The sequence below is a fragment of the Terrabacter sp. Soil811 genome, assembly GCF_001429655.1.
In the GTDB taxonomy this organism is placed as follows: domain Bacteria; phylum Actinomycetota; class Actinomycetes; order Actinomycetales; family Dermatophilaceae; genus Terrabacter.
Genome location: NZ_LMSX01000010.1, coordinates 1 through 15,410 on the forward strand (window position 1 = coordinate 1; position 15,410 = coordinate 15,410).

At 72.3% G+C, this 15,410-nt stretch carries 17 protein-coding genes and 1 pseudogene; 9 read left to right on the forward strand and 9 right to left on the reverse strand.

The window, feature by feature from the left end:
• Window positions 1-214 (forward strand): annotated as a pseudogene (locus ASH01_RS23700) (HNH endonuclease signature motif containing protein); the annotation flags it as partial.
• A gap of 43 nt (window positions 215-257) precedes the next feature.
• Here ASH01_RS23700 and ASH01_RS17245 read toward each other — a convergent pair.
• Window positions 258-605 carry a TfoX/Sxy family protein gene (locus tag ASH01_RS17245; protein ID WP_056778733.1) on the reverse strand — a complete coding sequence of 116 codons (348 nt, stop codon included), beginning with the start codon at window positions 603-605 and terminating at the stop codon, window positions 258-260.
• A gap of 4 nt (window positions 606-609) precedes the next feature.
• Window positions 610-960: a TfoX/Sxy family protein gene (locus ASH01_RS17250; protein ID WP_056778736.1), complete on the reverse strand. Its 351-nt coding sequence runs from the start codon at window positions 958-960 to the stop codon at window positions 610-612.
• A 190-nt stretch (window positions 961-1,150) separates the two neighbouring features.
• On the opposite strand from ASH01_RS17250, the gene ASH01_RS17255 reads away from it, so the two are divergent.
• Window positions 1,151-1,882 (forward strand): GAF domain-containing protein, encoded by a 732-nt coding sequence (locus ASH01_RS17255; RefSeq protein WP_056778739.1) that lies wholly within the window; start codon window positions 1,151-1,153, stop codon window positions 1,880-1,882.
• Window positions 1,879-2,589, forward strand: coding sequence for a GAF and ANTAR domain-containing protein (locus ASH01_RS17260; RefSeq protein WP_056778742.1), 711 nt, complete (start codon window positions 1,879-1,881; stop codon window positions 2,587-2,589). The genes ASH01_RS17255 and ASH01_RS17260 overlap by 4 nt, the downstream gene beginning before the upstream one ends.
• Here ASH01_RS17260 and ASH01_RS17265 read toward each other — a convergent pair.
• Both ASH01_RS17265 and ASH01_RS17270 read right to left on the reverse strand, forming a co-directional pair.
• Window positions 2,555-4,009 (reverse strand): MFS transporter, encoded by a 1,455-nt coding sequence (locus ASH01_RS17265; RefSeq protein WP_056778744.1) that lies wholly within the window; start codon window positions 4,007-4,009, stop codon window positions 2,555-2,557. The genes ASH01_RS17260 and ASH01_RS17265 overlap by 35 nt on opposite strands.
• Window positions 4,010-4,040: 31 nt before the next feature.
• Complete coding sequence (locus ASH01_RS17270) at window positions 4,041-5,366, reverse strand: M20/M25/M40 family metallo-hydrolase (protein ID WP_056778747.1); 1,326 nt, start codon at window positions 5,364-5,366, stop codon at window positions 4,041-4,043.
• Window positions 5,367-5,393: 27 nt separating this feature from the next.
• On the opposite strand from ASH01_RS17270, the gene ASH01_RS17275 reads away from it, so the two are divergent.
• The gene (locus ASH01_RS17275) at window positions 5,394-6,989 is read left to right on the forward strand and encodes an LLM class flavin-dependent oxidoreductase (protein WP_056778750.1); all 1,596 of its coding nucleotides are present in this window, start codon (window positions 5,394-5,396) and stop codon (window positions 6,987-6,989) included.
• A 16-nt stretch (window positions 6,990-7,005) separates the two neighbouring features.
• Here ASH01_RS17275 and ASH01_RS17280 read toward each other — a convergent pair whose 3' ends face one another.
• Window positions 7,006-7,566: a type 1 glutamine amidotransferase domain-containing protein gene (locus ASH01_RS17280; protein WP_056778753.1), complete on the reverse strand. Its 561-nt coding sequence runs from the start codon at window positions 7,564-7,566 to the stop codon at window positions 7,006-7,008.
• A gap of 124 nt (window positions 7,567-7,690) precedes the next feature.
• On the opposite strand from ASH01_RS17280, the gene ASH01_RS17285 reads away from it, so the two are divergent.
• Together ASH01_RS17285 and ASH01_RS17290 are read left to right on the forward strand one after the other, a co-directional pair.
• A complete protein-coding gene (locus ASH01_RS17285; RefSeq protein WP_056778756.1) occupies window positions 7,691-8,410 on the forward strand; it encodes an MBL fold metallo-hydrolase in 720 nt (239 codons plus the stop codon).
• 86 nt (window positions 8,411-8,496) lie between these two features.
• Window positions 8,497-9,483 carry an LLM class F420-dependent oxidoreductase gene (locus ASH01_RS17290; protein ID WP_056778759.1) on the forward strand — a complete coding sequence of 329 codons (987 nt, stop codon included), beginning with the start codon at window positions 8,497-8,499 and terminating at the stop codon, window positions 9,481-9,483.
• Window positions 9,484-9,543: 60 nt separating this feature from the next.
• Here ASH01_RS17290 and ASH01_RS17295 read toward each other — a convergent pair whose 3' ends face one another.
• Together ASH01_RS17295 and ASH01_RS17300 are read right to left on the reverse strand one after the other, a co-directional pair.
• Window positions 9,544-10,080 carry a DUF4395 domain-containing protein gene (locus tag ASH01_RS17295; protein WP_056778762.1) on the reverse strand — a complete coding sequence of 179 codons (537 nt, stop codon included), beginning with the start codon at window positions 10,078-10,080 and terminating at the stop codon, window positions 9,544-9,546.
• A 47-nt stretch (window positions 10,081-10,127) separates the two neighbouring features.
• On the reverse strand, window positions 10,128-11,651 hold the full coding sequence (locus ASH01_RS17300; protein ID WP_056778765.1) for an MFS transporter: 1,524 nt from the start codon (window positions 11,649-11,651) through the stop codon (window positions 10,128-10,130).
• 80 nt (window positions 11,652-11,731) lie between these two features.
• Here ASH01_RS17300 and ASH01_RS17305 point away from each other — a divergent pair, with 80 nt between their 5' ends.
• Entirely contained in the window at window positions 11,732-12,529 is a 798-nt protein-coding gene (locus tag ASH01_RS17305; protein WP_056778768.1) for a deoxyribonuclease IV, read from the forward strand.
• Between the two features lie 75 nt (window positions 12,530-12,604).
• Here the strand turns inward: ASH01_RS17305 and ASH01_RS17310 are convergent, their stop codons facing one another.
• Window positions 12,605-13,435: a DUF4118 domain-containing protein gene (locus ASH01_RS17310; protein ID WP_056778771.1), complete on the reverse strand. Its 831-nt coding sequence runs from the start codon at window positions 13,433-13,435 to the stop codon at window positions 12,605-12,607.
• A gap of 130 nt (window positions 13,436-13,565) precedes the next feature.
• On the opposite strand from ASH01_RS17310, the gene ASH01_RS17315 reads away from it, so the two are divergent.
• The gene (locus ASH01_RS17315; protein WP_056778779.1) at window positions 13,566-13,970 is read left to right on the forward strand and encodes a DUF6855 family protein; all 405 of its coding nucleotides are present in this window, start codon (window positions 13,566-13,568) and stop codon (window positions 13,968-13,970) included.
• Complete coding sequence (locus tag ASH01_RS17320) at window positions 13,964-14,365, forward strand: DUF3224 domain-containing protein (RefSeq protein WP_056778790.1); 402 nt, start codon at window positions 13,964-13,966, stop codon at window positions 14,363-14,365. Before ASH01_RS17315 ends, ASH01_RS17320 begins: the two co-directional genes overlap by 7 nt.
• A gap of 63 nt (window positions 14,366-14,428) precedes the next feature.
• Here ASH01_RS17320 and ASH01_RS23705 read toward each other — a convergent pair whose 3' ends face one another.
• The gene (locus ASH01_RS23705) at window positions 14,429-15,313 is read right to left on the reverse strand and encodes a hypothetical protein (protein ID WP_235509648.1); all 885 of its coding nucleotides are present in this window, start codon (window positions 15,311-15,313) and stop codon (window positions 14,429-14,431) included.
• Between the last annotated feature and the right edge of the window lie 97 nt (window positions 15,314-15,410).

The following is a 15,410-nucleotide window of genomic DNA, read 5'->3' on the forward strand; positions in this document are numbered from 1 at the left end:
CGACGGCATCTGGACCTCCACCCCGACCCCCGACGACGGCCTCACCTGGACCACCCTCACCGGCCGCACCTACACCACCCACCCCAAGAACTGGCGCGACGGCCTAGCCCCACCGGCAGGACGGGGCAGCCCCACCACGTCAACCGATCACCCACCGTCGCAGGGCGATTCAGGCCATCGCCACCTCGGCGCGCACGACCCACCACCCTTCTGAGTGGGCCGCGCCGCGTCAGGAACGCAGGGTCAGGAAGGCAGGGTCAGGAATGCAGGGTCGCGACATGGTCACGCGCCCGCGTGAGCCAGACGTGGCGTTCAGCGGACGGCATGCCTGCGGGGAGGCTGCGGTACGCCGTCATCCGCCGGCTGCCCATCGTCAGGACCTCCGAGCCGGGCAGGGTCTCGAGCTCGGCCCGAGCACCCGGGTCGAGCTTCACCCCGATGACGTCGTCCAGCGCGACGGCGAAGACGTGCCCGTCGACAAGCGCGGCAAGGGTGCCGAACATCGGGCGCAGCTCGACCCCGGAATCGTCACCGAGGAGCGCGCGCAGCTCCGAACGTATGGCCGACTCGGCATCGCCGGCGTGCCTGGAGTCGCTGGAGGCCACCCGGTTACTTCTTCGGCTTCGTGACCTTCGGCGGGAGCGTCGCGACGTGGTCGCGGGCGCGGTCGACCCACGCGGTCAGGGCAACGTCGTCGAGGCCAGGCGGCAGCGAGAGGTAGCCGCCCATGGGACGCCCGGCCGGACCGAACGGTCCGCTGCCCGGCAGCGCCCTCAGCTCCTCGAGCCCGGCCGGATCGAGCTTGACCCCGACGTCCTCGCCGAAGAGCCCGGCGAACATGTTGCCGTTGACGAAGGCCCCGAGGCTGCCGAACATCGGCTTGACCTCGACACCGGGCCCTTCGCTGACGAGACCGCGGAAGTGGGCCTTGGCCTCGTCGCCGTGCTTCGGCATGTCCATGGCTCCCATGACACCACCACCGGGGCCGCGCCGCCGCTGCTTCGGGGAGTGAGATGCGCTGACAGCGGGCGCGTAGAGTTCAGGAGTGGTCGCGGCAGGAGCCTGACCACCACCCCCTCAGAGGAGCGTCTCACCGTGCGTGACACGCCAGGGCACGCCACGGAGTCCAGCCCGGCAAGGCTGGCCTCCGATGACGGATGAGTACGTCGGTCCCGACCCCCGCCACCGCGCCGCCATGCTCGCGGCCCTGACGCGGGGCATCGCGCGCGACGTCGACCGCCTCCCCCTGCCGGCCCGCCTGTGCAACGCCTTCGTCGACGTCTTCGGCGGCGCCGGCGCCGCGATCACGCTGGGCTACCACCAGCCCGACCGCCTGACGCTCTGCGCGACCGACCCCACGGCCGCGCGGCTCGACGGACTCCAGGAGGTCCTGGGCGAGGGCCCCGGGTGGGACGCCTTCACCTCGCGCCGTGTCGTGACCGCCGACCTGCGACAGCCCACGCCGTGGGAGCACTTCTCGGCGACGGCGCGTCAGGAGCTGGGCGAGCTCTGGGTCTGTGCCGCACCGATGCGACCCGACGACCGCTCCCTCGGTGTCGTCATCGTCTACGACGAGTCGCCCGAGGCCGTGGCGGGAGACCCCGTCGTGGCCCAGTTCCTCGCCGACGCCGTGGGTGCCGCCCTGCTCGGCCACAACGCACTGCTCACCGACGACGTCGGGCCGTGGGTCGTCCGCCAGCAGGTGCACCAGGCCGTCGGGATGGTCGTCGCGCAGCTGGGGGTCACACCGGTGGACGCCATGGCGGTCATCCGGGCCCACGCCTACGCGCAGGACACGACCGTAGAGGCGATCGCAGCGCTCGTGCTCGACCGTACTCTCGACTTCACCGACACGGGCCCGACGACCAAGGACCCCGCATGAACCCGAAATCGACCAGCCAGGTCCTCGCCGAGGCCACGGCCGCCATGGTCGACAGCCACGACGTCACCGACCTGCTGACGCGCCTGCTGCGCGACGGCTCGTCCTCCCTCGGCGTCGATGCGATGGGTCTCATCGTGCAGGCGCCGGACGACTCCCTCGAGCTGCTCGTGTCGACGTCGCACGGGGTGGCCGAGCTCGAGGCCCTGCAGGTGGGTCAGGACGAGGGCCCGTGCGTCGAGTGCCATCGGTCGGCCGCTCCGGTCGTCGCCCTCGGAGGGAGCGTCATCCAGCTGCGCTGGCCGATCGCGGGTGAGGCGATCGTGCGGGCCGGCTTCGCCGCGGTGCACGCCTTCCCCCTCCTGTGGCACGGCCGCGCCCTCGGCGCCCTCAACGTCTTCACCCGCAGCGATGCCGCGCTCGACGACGCGCAGTGCGAGATGGCCCAGGCGTTCACCGACATGTCGACGATCGTCATCCTGCAGAGCCAGTCGGTCGACCAGCGCCGGATCACCGAGTCCCTGCGCGAGGCCCTCCTCGGGCGGGTCGTCATCGAGCAGGCCAAGGGGGCCCTCGCACACCTGGAGGGGATCGACATGGCGACGGCCTATGAGCTGCTCATCACCGAGGCGGAGCAGCGTGGCGCGCCCGTCACCCAGGTGGCCGGTGACGTGCTCAGCCGGGCGCAGAGACAGCGGACCGGTCGCTGACCGGTCGCACGACGGCCAGGAACACCGCTGCGACGAGGGCTGTGACACCGCAGATCGCCCACACCGTGAGGTAGCCGGAGAGTGACGCGTGGGCGGTCGCCTCTGCGTCGACCGTGCCCGTCGAGGCGAGCGCGATCGCGAAGACGCTCGAGGCGAACGCTCCGCCGATCGTCTTGGTCGTGTTCGTCATCCCCGTCGTCAGGCCGGTGTGGGTCGGTGGCGCCTGCGCGGCCGCGGCCGTGGGCAGCCCCGCGACGAGCGCTCCGGACCCGAGCCCCGCGATGACCATGTTCGTCATCGTCTGGGCGAGGGTGTCGTGGAAGGGCAGGAAGAGCAGGTAGCCGACCGCGACGAGGAGCGCCGCCACGACCATGGCCACCCGTGTCCCCGTCCGGTGCGCGAGCAGGTGGAGCAGCAGGGCCCCGACGGCGAGCGACAGGACGTAGCCGCCGATGATGATCGACACCTTGCCCGCCGAGGCACCGAGGCCGTAGCCGGTGACGGCCGGGTCGGTGCGCGCGAAGGTCGACAGCGGGATCTGCGCGCCGAGCACCGAGACGCCGAAGAGGAAGGCCGTCGCCTGGACGGGCCACTGGCCACGCGCCCCGAGGATGCGCAGGTCCACGAGCGGCTCCGGGTGGGCGAGCTCGGCCCGTGCGAACGGCACGAAGGCGGCAGCGCCGAGCAGGACGAGCACCCACGGCCACGGGCTCCCCGGCCCGAGGACGCGCAGCATGACGAGGCCACCCATGACGAGGCCGAGGGCGAGGGTGATGAGCCAGAAGCCGCGCCAGTCGACGGTGCCGTGGGCGAGCACGGGAGACTCCTCGACGCCGAACCAGATCGCGACGAGAGCCAGGGTCACGACGACGGCCGGCAGCGCGAGCAGGGCGGTCATGCCGAGCGACTCGGCGAGGGCGCCACTCGTCAGGGCGCCGGCGATGACCCCGAGCTCGAGCCCGGCCACGAGCAGTCCCGCGGCACCGCGGACGCGCCGCTCGGAGCCGCCGGTCCGGCGGTGGATGATCGCGACCTCCATCGGGAGCCACACGACGTAGAAGCCCTGGATCGCCCACGCCACGAGGAAGAGACCGAAGGTCGGCGCGAAGGCGACGCCCCACGAGGCCACCGCCGTGACGACCGTCGAGAGCAGGAGCACCTTGCGGTGCCCGATGAGGTCGCCGAGCCGCGCGAGGAGCGGCACGACGAGCGCCGACACGATGAGCTGGGCGGCCTCGAACCAGTTGACGTCGGCGTCCTTGATCGACAGGTGCCGCGCGATGTCGGTGAAGATCGGGGTGTAGTAGCCCTGCAGCACGCCGCTCGCGAGCTCGACGCAGATGAGGAAGCCGACGACCTTGGTGATCGGGCTGCGGGCCACGGCCCGGGCGGCGTCGGAGACGGCCGTGCTGTCTGACATACGGATCTCGTTCTCTCTCAAGCTGACTCGACTAGAGCTGTTCGATGAGGCGGCGGTACCACGCGATGCCGTCGTGGAGGTCCGCGACGCCGATGCGCTCGTCGACGCCGTGGATCGAGGAGCGCTGCGCGTCGGTCATCCGGAACGGCGTGAAGCGGTAGACGCGCGGCCAGACGCGGTGGAAGTGGCGTGAGTCCGTGGCCGCGAGCATGACGTACGGCACCGCCACCGTCCCGGGGAACACCTCCCCCACCGTCGACTCGAGGAGGGCGTATGCCGTGTCGTCCGTCGGCGACACCGGGCTCGGCTCGTCGCCGCTGACCAGCGTCACCTCGACGTGGGGGTCCTTGACCGTGCGGCGGATCCGCTCGAGGGCGCCGTCGACGGTCTCGCCCACCATGACCCGCATGTTGACGTGGGCCCGGGCGGTCGCGGCTATGACGTTCGCGCCCGGCGAGCCGGAGAGCTGGGTCACGGCGACGGTCGTCCGGGTCAGCGCCGCGGTCTCGTGCCCCAGCCGCGGGAGGACCCGGGAGAGCACCGGCCGCAGCAGGCGCGCCCGACCGAAGACCGCGGCATACGGCATACGCGCATGGGCGCCGGCGCGCTCGAGCATGTCGACGGTGGCGTCGGCCAGGTGGCTCGGGAAGGGCTTCCGCTCGAGGCGCAGGATCGCGCGGGCCAGCCGGCTCGTCGCGCCCATCCGACGCGGCGCGGAGGCGTGGCCCCCGTCGCCCCGCGCGATGAGATCGACGTCGACCGTGCCCTTCTCGGAGACGCCGATGACGGCCATGGGCGCGTCGACCCCCGGGAGCGCGCCCTGCACGATGGCGCCGCCCTCGTCGATGACGAACCACGGCTCGACCCCTCGCCCGCGCAGGATCGCGACGGCGTCCTTGGCGGCGCGCCCCGACACCTCCTCGTTGCAGCCGAACGAGAGCCACACGTCCCGGCCCGGGGTCACCCCTTCGGTGATGAGCTCCTCGATCGACTGACAGGTCGCGACGAGCGACCCCTTGCAGTCGAGCGCCCCACGGCCCCAGACGTGCCCGTCGGCGACCTCTGCCGCAAACGGTGGGTGCGTCCACACCGACGCGTCGTCGACGGGGACGACGTCGAGGTGCGCCATGAGCACGACCGGAGGCTCCCGCGTACGGCCCGGCCAGCGCACGAGCAGGGCGTCGCCGCAGATGCGCTCGACCTCGCACGCGGCGTGCAGCCGCGGGAAGCGCTCGCGCAGCTCGGCGAGGAGCGCCTCGAACACGGCACGGTCCTCGCGCGCCGGGTCCCAGTCGGAGACCGTCGGGATGCGGATCAGCGCCCGCAGCGCCTCGACGGCAGCGTCGTCCCCGTTCATGGCCCGGAGCGTATGCCACCCTGACCCATGGACTACCTGCACGACCTCCACTTCGGGGTGTTCGCGAGCCCCGACGCGTCCCGGGTGCACGAGACGCTCGAGCTGGCGCAGCTGGCCGACGTCGTGGGCCTCGACCTCTTCACGGTGCAGGACCACCCCTACAACGCCAAGCACCTCGACACCTCCACCCTGCTCACGGCGGTCGCGGCGCGCACGAGCTCGATCCGCGTCGCGGCCAACGTCGCCAACCTGCCGCTCCGGCCTCCGGTCGGGCTCGCCAAGCACATCGCGACCCTCGACGTCATCAGCGGCGGCCGTGCCGAGCTCGGTCTCGGCACCGGCGCCTTCTGGGACGCGATCGTCGCGGCCGGCGGCGAGCGCCGCACACCCGGGGAGGCCGTCGACGCGCTCGTCGAGGCGATCCGGATCATCCGCGGCGTCTGGGGCCAGGACCCCGACCAGCCGGGCGCGCGGTCGGTCACCCTGCCTGGCGAGCACTACTCGGTGAGGGGGATGCACGCCGGCCCCTTCCCGGTGCACCCGGTCGAGATCTGGCTCGGTGCCTACAAGCCGCGCATGCTGCGGGTCACCGCCGGCCTCGCCGACGGATGGCTGCCGAGCATGGGCTACGCCGACCCCGAGGCCCTCCCGGGGATGAACGCCGTCATCGACGAGGCCGCCGACCGGGCCGGTCGCGGCCCGCAGGCGATCCGCCGGATGTACAACGTCTTCGGCTCGTTCGGCACGGGCGGTGGTTTCCTCCGGGGCACGGCCGACGACTGGGCCGAGCAGCTGGCGGCTCTCGCCCTTGCTGACGGCATGAGCACGTTCGTCCTCGGCACAGACGACCCCGACGTCGTGCGGCGGTATGCCGTCGAGGTCGCCCCAGCCGTGCGTGACCTCGTCGACGCCGAACGTGCCCGCCGCGCCGCCGGCGCCGGCGTCGGTGGGGTCGGTGCGGCCGAGCCCTCGGCCCCGCCAGCCTCCGCGACCCCGATCGACGGCGCCCCACTCACGGTCCGCGCGACACCGGACGACGGGGTCCGGCTCAGCCCCACGTTCCCCTGGCGGGAGGACGACCGTCCCGTGACCGCCAAGCCCGAGCACGCGGCATACTCCGCCGCCGAGCAGGCCGTCCCGCAGCACCTCGTCGACGTGCACGACCACCTGCGGGGCGAGCTGGCCCAGCTGCGCGACATCGTCGGCCAGGTGCGCCGCGGCGCGATATCGACCGGGGCCGCACGGTCGGTCATCAACACGATGGCGATGCGGCAGAACAACTGGACTCTCGGCGCCTACTGCGAGACGTACTGCCGCCTCGTCACCGGACACCACACCCTCGAGGACCGGAGCATCTTCGTGCACCTGCGCGGCGCCGAGCCCGATCTCGGCCCGGTCATCGACCGGCTCGAGGAGGAGCACCACGTCATCTCGGACGTGCTCGAGCAGGTCGACGACGCCCTCGTCGGGCTCGTCGGGAGCGAGTCCTACGGCCGGGCCGGCCAGGACGCGCTGGACGAGATCCAGCGCGCCCTCGACCTGCTCACCGACACGCTCCTGTCACACCTCGCCTACGAGGAGCGCGAGCTGCTCCACCCGCTGGCCCGCCACGGGTTCGGCTGAGCCCCAGGCTGGGCCCTCAGGCGGAGGGTGCGGCCGTGGCGGCAGCCGAGCCGTGCTCGAGCACCTCGACGACGGCGCCGCAGAAGTCGGGCAGGTCGTCGGGGTTGCGGCTCGTGATGAGGTTGCCGTCGACGACGAGGGACTCGTCGGTCCACTCGCCACCGGCGTTGCGGATGTCGGTCTGCAGGCTCGGCCAGGACGTGAGACGGCGGCCCTTGACGACGTCGGCCTCGATGAGGGTCCACGGCGCGTGGCAGATCGCGGCGACGGGACGGCCGGACGCGACGAAGTCGCGCACGAGCGCCACGGCGTCGGCGTGCGTGCGCAGGTTGTCGGGGTTGGCGACCCCGCCGGGCAGCACCAGCGCGTCGAAGTCCTCGACCGTCGCGTCGGCGACCGTGACGTCGACGGCCTTGGTGTCCGCCTTGTCGAGGTGGTTGAACATCTGCACCTCACCGGCCTCGGGGCTGACGACGACGGCCTCGTGCCCGGCGTCGGTCACGGCCTTCCACGGCTCGGTCAGCTCGACCTGCTCGATGCCCTCGCTCGCGACGAGGAATGCGACTCGCTTGGCCATGTGGCCCTCCTTTGCTCTGGGTGGCGTCGACCGCCACCCTCGGCTCCTACCCGCAGAGCGGCTGCCTCTCACCCGACGTTCGACAGCCCGGGCGCGCGGCACCGGTCGCCGTTAGGGTCGGCCCATGGCCAAGGACCTCGTGGTTCCCCTCGCGCCGAACGTCTGGCGCATCCCGCTCGTGCGCGACCTCGTCAACGGTTTCATCCTGCGCGACGACGACGGCCAGGTGACGCTCGTCGACATGGGCCTGTCGAGCTCGGGGCCCAAGGTCATCGCGGCCCTGGGCGCCATCGGGGCGGCCCCCGCCGACGTCACCCGCCTGCTGCTGACCCACGCCCACCCCGACCACGCGGGCGGGGCGGCGCACGTGGCCCGCGAGACGGGACGCGGCTTCACGATCCACCACGACGACGCGGCATACGCCGTCGAGGGGTCCTCGCCGCCGCGTGACCGCACCTTCCTGCTCGGTCGCCTCTTCGACCGCTTCTCCCGGCCCGGCCGCGACTTCGAGCCGCTCACCGTCGAGCGCGAGATGACCGACGGTGAGGTGCTCCCCATCGCCGGCGGCCTCCGGGTCGTGCACACTCCCGGGCACTCCCCCGGGCACGTCTCGCTGCTCCACGAGGAGTCGCGCACGCTCATCACGGGCGACGCGATCTTCAACGTCATGGGCCTGCGCTGGCCCGTCAAGTCCTTCTGCACCGACTTCCGCCTGACCCAGCAGACCGCTCACCTGCTCGGCGAGCTCGACTACGACGTCGCTGCGTTCACGCACGGCACCGAGCTGCGCGACCGGCCCCGCGAGGCCATCCGCACCTTCCTCGGGAGGCACCGCCCGTCCTGACGCGACGGGCCACGATCCACAGAGCTGTCCACAACTGTGGACAGACCTTGTACACGCAGTGCCTCGAGAATGGGTAGGTCCCCTGCGTGACGAACTTCGGATACACCCTGATGACCGAGCAGAGCGGCCCCAAGGACCTCGTCCGCTGGGCGGTGCGCGCCGAGGAGGTCGGCTTCGACCTCGCGGTCTCGAGCGACCACTACTCCCCCTGGCTCACGGAGCAGGGGCACGCGCCGTACGCGTGGTCGGTGCTCGGCGCCGTGGCGCAGGCCACCGAGCGCCTCGAGCTCATGACCTACGTGACGTGCCCGACGATGCGCTACCACCCGGCCGTCGTCGCGCAGAAGTCGGCGACGATGCAGCTGCTCTCCGACGGCCGCTTCACGCTGGGCCTCGGCAGCGGCGAGAGCCTCAACGAGCACGTCGTCGGCGAGGGCTGGCCCGGCGTCGTGACCCGCCAGGAGATGCTCGTCGAGGCCATCGAGATCATCCGCCAGCTGCACTCCGGCGAGCTCGTGACCCACCACGGCGAGTACTTCGACGTCGACTCGGCTCGCATCTGGGACCTGCCGGACATCCTCGTCCCGGTGGCCGTGGCCGTCAGCGGCGACGCGTCGATCGAGCGGCTCGCCCCGCTCGCCGACCACATGATCGCGGTGCAGCCTGAGGCGGAGCTCGTCGAGACGTGGAACCGCACCGACGGCGCCGAGCGCATCGGCTCCGGCGCCCGCGCCATCGGCCAGATCCCGATCAGCTGGGACCACGACCGCGACGCGGCGGTGGCCCGGGCCCACGAGCAGTTCCGCTGGTTCGGCGGCGGCTGGTCGGTCAACGCCGACCTGCCCACCCCGGCCGGCTTCGCCGGTGCCACACAGTTCGTGCGCCCCGAGGACGTCGCGGCCTCGATCCCGTGCGGGCCCGACCTCGACGCGATCGTCGAGGCCGTGCGCCCCTACTGGGAGGCGGGCTTCACCGACATCGCCCTGGTCCAGATCGGCGGGGACGCCCAGGCGCGCTTCCTCGACGAGGCCGCCGGGCCGCTGCTCGAGAAGCTGCGGGCCGCCGCCGGCTGACGGTCAGGCCGCCGACTGAGGGTCAGACCGCCTGCTGAGGGTCAGGCCGCCGACTGAGGGTCAGGCCGCCTGCTGGCCCGCGCGCTCGGCGACGAGGCGCTCACGACGCTTCGTGATGTCGGCGCACTCGAGGCAGACCTCCTCGGGGATGACGCCGAGGCGCATCAGGCCCGAGAAGAGGATGCAGCCGACGCAGATGCCGAGGATCGACTCGAGCGCCGGGAAGAGCACCATGATGGCGCCGATGACGACGACGGCGACGATGACGCCCGTGGAGCCGGTGACGAGGGAGATGACCCAGAGCGCCGTCGCGGCGACCGTCATGACCGCACCGATGGCCGCCGCGAACCGCTTGGGCGGACCAGCCGTCGGTCGCTTCGGCGCGGAGACGGCGGGTCGGATCCACCGCTGCACGAGCCGGGCGATCGGGCTGACCCGGGGTCCGAGCGTGGCCCGCAGGCTGAAGTCCACGGCGAGGACGGCGTAGAGCCACCATTGCTGGGTCGCGAGGGCGACGACGCCGATGACGAGCACGACGGCGGCGATGAGCCGGACCGTGATCTCGTCGACGACGGCGGGGAAGCGCGAGGAACTCATCCCTGCATTATGCACTACATAAGGCGAGGTTATGCAACCCTGGGCGATCAGCGCGAGCGCAGCACCCGCAGGGCGATGACCGCACAGGCCACGAAGAGGGCGGCGCCCACGCCGGACACGACGGCGAGGCTGGCCGTGAACGCCTCCTGGGCCGCGGTGACGAGGCCGCGGGCGGCCTCGGCCGGCAGGGCCGTCGCCGTGCGGACGGCGCCGGCGAGGGAGTCGAGCGGGGCGGCGGCGGCGCTCCCGCCGTGCGCGGCGGCATACGGCGCCAGCTGGTCGCGGTAGACGAACGTCGCGAGGGATCCCAACCCGGCGATGCCGACGGCGATCCCGAACTCACCCGACGTCTCGGACATCGAGGCGACCGACCCGGCGCGCTCCGGCGGCGCCGACTGCATCATGACCCCCATCGTCAGGGTCGACGGGAGCATGATCCCGAAGGAGGTCAGGCACATGCCGAAGACGAGCAGGCCGAGGCCCTGGGCCGGGCCGACCTGCGTGTAGAGCGCGAGACCCGCGGCGCAGACGAGCAGGCCGGTGGCCATGGTGCGCGCCGTGCCGAGCCGGTGGGCGATCCGCGCCGACGAGGACGCACCGACGAGCAGGGCGATGTTGGCCGGGAGCATCGTGAGGCCGGCGCCCAGCGGGTCGAGGCCCGCGACGAGCTGCAGCCATTGCGAGCTGAGGAACGACACACCGGCCATGACCACGCCACCGACGAGCATCACCGCGAGCGCCGTCGAGAAGGCGCGGCTGCGGAAGAGCGTCAGGTCGACGAGCGGGTTGGCGATGCGCCGCTGACGACGGACGAACACGAGGCCGAGGGCGCACCCGACCGACATCGTCAGGAGGGCCGTCGTCGTGTCGCCGCCGCGGGCGATCTCCTTGAAGCCGTAGATGACCGGCAGGATCGCGGCGAGCGACAGGACCGAGCTGACCACGTCGACCGGGGCGCCGGCGTGCCGGTCGGACTCCGGCAGGACGCGACGGCCGACGACGACGAGCAGCAGCATGAACGGGACGCCGAGCAGGAACGCCGAGCCCCACCAGAAGTGCTGGAGCAGGACGCCGCCGACGAGCGGACCCACGGCCATGCCACCCATGAAGCACGAGTACCAGACGCCGATCGCCGTCATCATCGCCTTCTCGTCGGTGAAGATCGTCCGGATCAGGCCCATCGTCGACGGCATGAGCGTGGCGCCGGCGATGCCGAGCATCGCGCGCCAGAAGATCAGCTGACCGGGGCTCGAGGCGTAGGCGGCCGCCGCGCTCGCGACGCCGAAGGCCACCGCGCCGATGAGCAGGAGGCGCTTGCGCCCGATGCGGTCACCGAGCGCGCCCATCGTCACGAGGAAGCCGGCGAGGACGAAGGAGTAGATGTCGAGCATCCACAGCTGCTGGGTCGTCGTGGCGCCGAGGTCGGCGGACAGCTCGGGCAGCGCGAGGTAGAGGACGCTGACGTCGAGCGAGAGGAGCAGGGCCGTCAGGGCCAGGACCCCGAGGGCGACCCACTGCCGGCGGGTCGGCCGCGAGGTGGACAGGGTCTGGGGCCGCGAAGTCGTCGTCATGCCCTCACGTCGAACGGGCCCGCGCCGTCTCGACACGGCCGCGCGAAATCGGTGTCGGCCGGGCGGCATACGCTGGCGACATGGCTCTACACATCGGTGCGCACGTCGACCAGGAGGACCCGATCGCGGAGGCGAAGGCGCGCGGGGCGTCACTCTCGCAGCTCTTCCTCGGAGACCCGCAGAGCTACAAGGGCCCCGTGATCCGGTATGCCGGTGGCGCGGCAGCGCTCAAGGCCGACGCCGAGGCCGCGGGCATCGACCTCTACGTCCACGCGCCCTATCCGATCAACGTCGCCAGCCTCAACAACCGCATCCGCATCCCAGGCCGCAAGCTGCTCCAGCAGCACCTGACCGCCGCGGCCGAGATCGGCGCCAAGGGCGTCATCGTGCACGGGGGCCACCTCGGCGCCGACGAGGACGCCGCCACGGGCTTCGACAACTGGCGCAAGTGCGTCGACGGCCTCGACCTGCCGGTGCCGCTCCTCATCGAGAACACCGCGGGCGGCGACAACGCCATGGCCCGCCGGCTCGAGGCCATCGCCCGGCTCTGGGACGCCATCGGCTCGGCGTCCGGCAGCGACCAGGTCGGCTTCTGCCTCGACACCTGCCACGCCCACGCCGGCGGCAACGACCTCGGCACCGTCGTCGACGAGGTGCGCGCCATCACCGGGCGCATCGACCTCGTCCACGCCAACGACTCGCGCGACGAGTTCGACTCGGGCGCCGACCGCCACACGAACTTCGGCTCCGGGCACATCGCCGGCGAGGCTCTCGCTGGCGTCATCCGCGCGGCAGGGGCGCCCGTCGTGTGCGAAACACCGGGCGGACTCGAGGGCCAGACGGCCGATATCGCGTGGCTGAGGTCACAGGTCGACTGATTCCGTCGTTTCCCAGCCCGGTCTCAGGAATTCCTGACCGTCTCTTTACCCAACGGACTCGCGCGGGCCCCTAGGTTACTCAGGGGTTGCGAACGGGTCGCCGACGATGCCGGCTCCTCGCCTCCGCACGCTTGCGCCGCGTCCCGCCATCCCCTCCTCGGTGGCGGGCCGCGGCGCTCGTGCGTTCGCCATCCGGTCCGCTAGGAGCACGGCGACCCTCAGCTGCTCCGGGGTGGGCCGCACGACGTGGGTCGACGCGGTCACCCGGAAGTGACCGACGACGTCGGTGCCGCGACGGACGACGACCGCCGTGTAACCGTCGGTGGGCAGCCCGGTGCGCTCGACAGGGAGCCGTCGTCCTCCCGTCGTCACCTGGCCGTCAGCCCCGATGACGGCGTCGTTCCAGCGGGGGTGACCCGTGTCCCACGTGCAGCGGTCGGCACCGAGCACCGTGGTGATCGCGGTCGCGATGGCTGCGGACCGGGCCTGCTCGGTCGTGTCGGGCGGCAGGTCGAGCAGCTGGGTCAAGCCGGAGATGTAGCCGTCCCGGCGCTGGGCGGCGGCCTGCTGGCGACGCCCCCACAGCGCGATCTCGGTGACGGCCAGGCCCACGACGACGAGCGCCAGGGCGAGCTCGAGGTCGTCCCGGTGGTGGATCGAGAGCGAGTAGAACGGCTCCGTGAGGAAGAAGTCGAAGGCACCGGCGGCCGCGAGCGCCGCGGCGACACCGGCGACCCGGTCGCCCGTGGCGGCGGCCGCGACGACCGTGAGGACGAGCACCATGGCGGCGGTGCTCTGGTTCATCCCGTCGCGGAACAGGCCGAGGGCGGCACCCACGACGATCGGCAGGAGCAGGGCCGCCCCTCGCGTCGGCGCGCGGTGCTCGGCGAGCCAGTCAGTGGTCATGACTCCACGCAACACCCGCCGCTCCGGGCGAGAGGCCCGGCACCGGGCGTCCTGACGCGATCTTGACGCCATCCTGACGACGCGGGAGTACAAAGGGTGAGGACGACGACCCCGAGCCAGGAGGATCCCCGTGAGCGGGACCGGAAGCACCGACGACCCATGGGTCCTGCGCACCCCGCCGGGCACCTCGGAGTACACGATGCACCGCGCCGACGACACTGAGCCGCCGCAGCTCGTCTGCCAGGTGGGCTCGACGCGACTGACCTACGACGCTCGGGTCGTCGACGACCTCCACGCGTGGCTGAGGGAGCAGGGTGACTGGGTCCCGCTCGGGGCCGCCGACGAGCAGAAGCCGGCCAAGGAAGGCACGGTGGAGGCCTGGGCGCGGTCGGAGACCAACCCGGTCGGTGGCTGGTACGGCCTGCGCAAGGGCTACCGAGGGCGCGTCGGCATGTACCTGCCTCCCCTGCTCGAGGAACTCGGTCTCGCCGAGGTGGAGCACCAGCCGCGCAACAACCGGATGCGCGCATGCTGAGCAGCTCGACCTTCACGACGTCCGACTTCGACGTCACCGACTACGTCCCGGACGTGACGACGGCCCTGCCCACCGGGCACCTGCGGATGCGCAAGACGTATGCCGGTGACGTCGAGGGGCGCAGCGTCACGCAGTTCACGTCGGCCTTCGACCAGACCTCCGGTGTCGGCACGTACGTCGCCCTCGAGTCCTTCGAGGGCACGGTCGCCGGGCGCCACGGCGCCTTCAACTTCGTGCACGCGGCCTCGACCAGCGGCGCGGACCGCGCGAACGAGTACGGCCTCATCGTCCCCGGAAGCGGGACCGAGGAGCTCGCCGACATCGAGGGCTCGGTGCGCCTCACGGTCGACTCCGACGGCACCCACCGGATGGACTTCGACCACAACCTCGGGTGAGGACGCAGCAGAGCGGCGCGGGGAGGCGTGTTCCCCGCGCCGCTCTGCTGCGGTGCCTCCGGGCTAGCCGACCGTGACGGTGAGCGAGCTCAGCACGTCGGACCGGGAGTCCGAGACGAGGACCCGCACCGTGTAGGTGCCGGCGGCGGCCCACGTGTGGCCGCCCGTGACGGTGGCCGTGCCGTCGGCCGCCGTCGTCACCGTCGCGTCCTCGGTCACGGTGCCGTCGCCCCACTGGACCCGGGCCGTGTAGCCGGTGTCCGCGGGGACGCCGCCCGACGCAGTGCCCAGCGTGACGTCGGTGTCGGCGCCGGTCGCCGCGGTGGCGTCGGAAGCGGCCGCGACGGTGAGGGCCGAGCCGTTGTCGGCGACGGCGAACACGTGGATCCGTCCGGCCGTCGTCGGGTCGCCGGTCTGCGTCGCCAGGGTCACCGACTCGACCGTCTTGCCGGCCGGCACCGTGAGCGGCGCGGTGGCGAACAGCTTGGCGCGGCAGCCGTCGGTGCCCGTGCCGTTGAGGCGGTAGGCCATCTCGATGGCCACGGTGTTGCCGAACTGCGCGGATCCGCACCAGTCGCCGTACTGCACCGGGTAGCTCGTCGTCGAGCCGTCGGTGAAGCGCACCGTGGCGGTCGTGTCCTGGTTGCGCTGCGTGCCCGTGCCGATGAGCGACAGCTTCGTCGCCCCGGGGGCCAGCGTCACGGGCAGGGTCTGACCCGCACCCGTCGCGTTGTCCTTCTCGCCGACCGGGATGCCCGGCATCGAGAACCGGAGGTCGGTCCCCGGCACCGTGAGCAGCTTGCCGGGCACGCCACCTGCGGCAGCGAGAGCTGCACGGGACAGGCCCGCGTCCTTGCCGTCGCAGTGGACGACGTCGCCGACGTTGCCGAAGCACACGGAGTCGAACCCGGCGGCATACGCCGGCGTGGACGCCTGGTGCACGGTCACGGCGCCGAGGGCGGAGCCGCTGTCGTTCGCCGTCGCGACGGTGACCTTCGGCTGGTACGGCCCGGGCTTGGCCCACGTGTGGGTGCCACGGACGGTG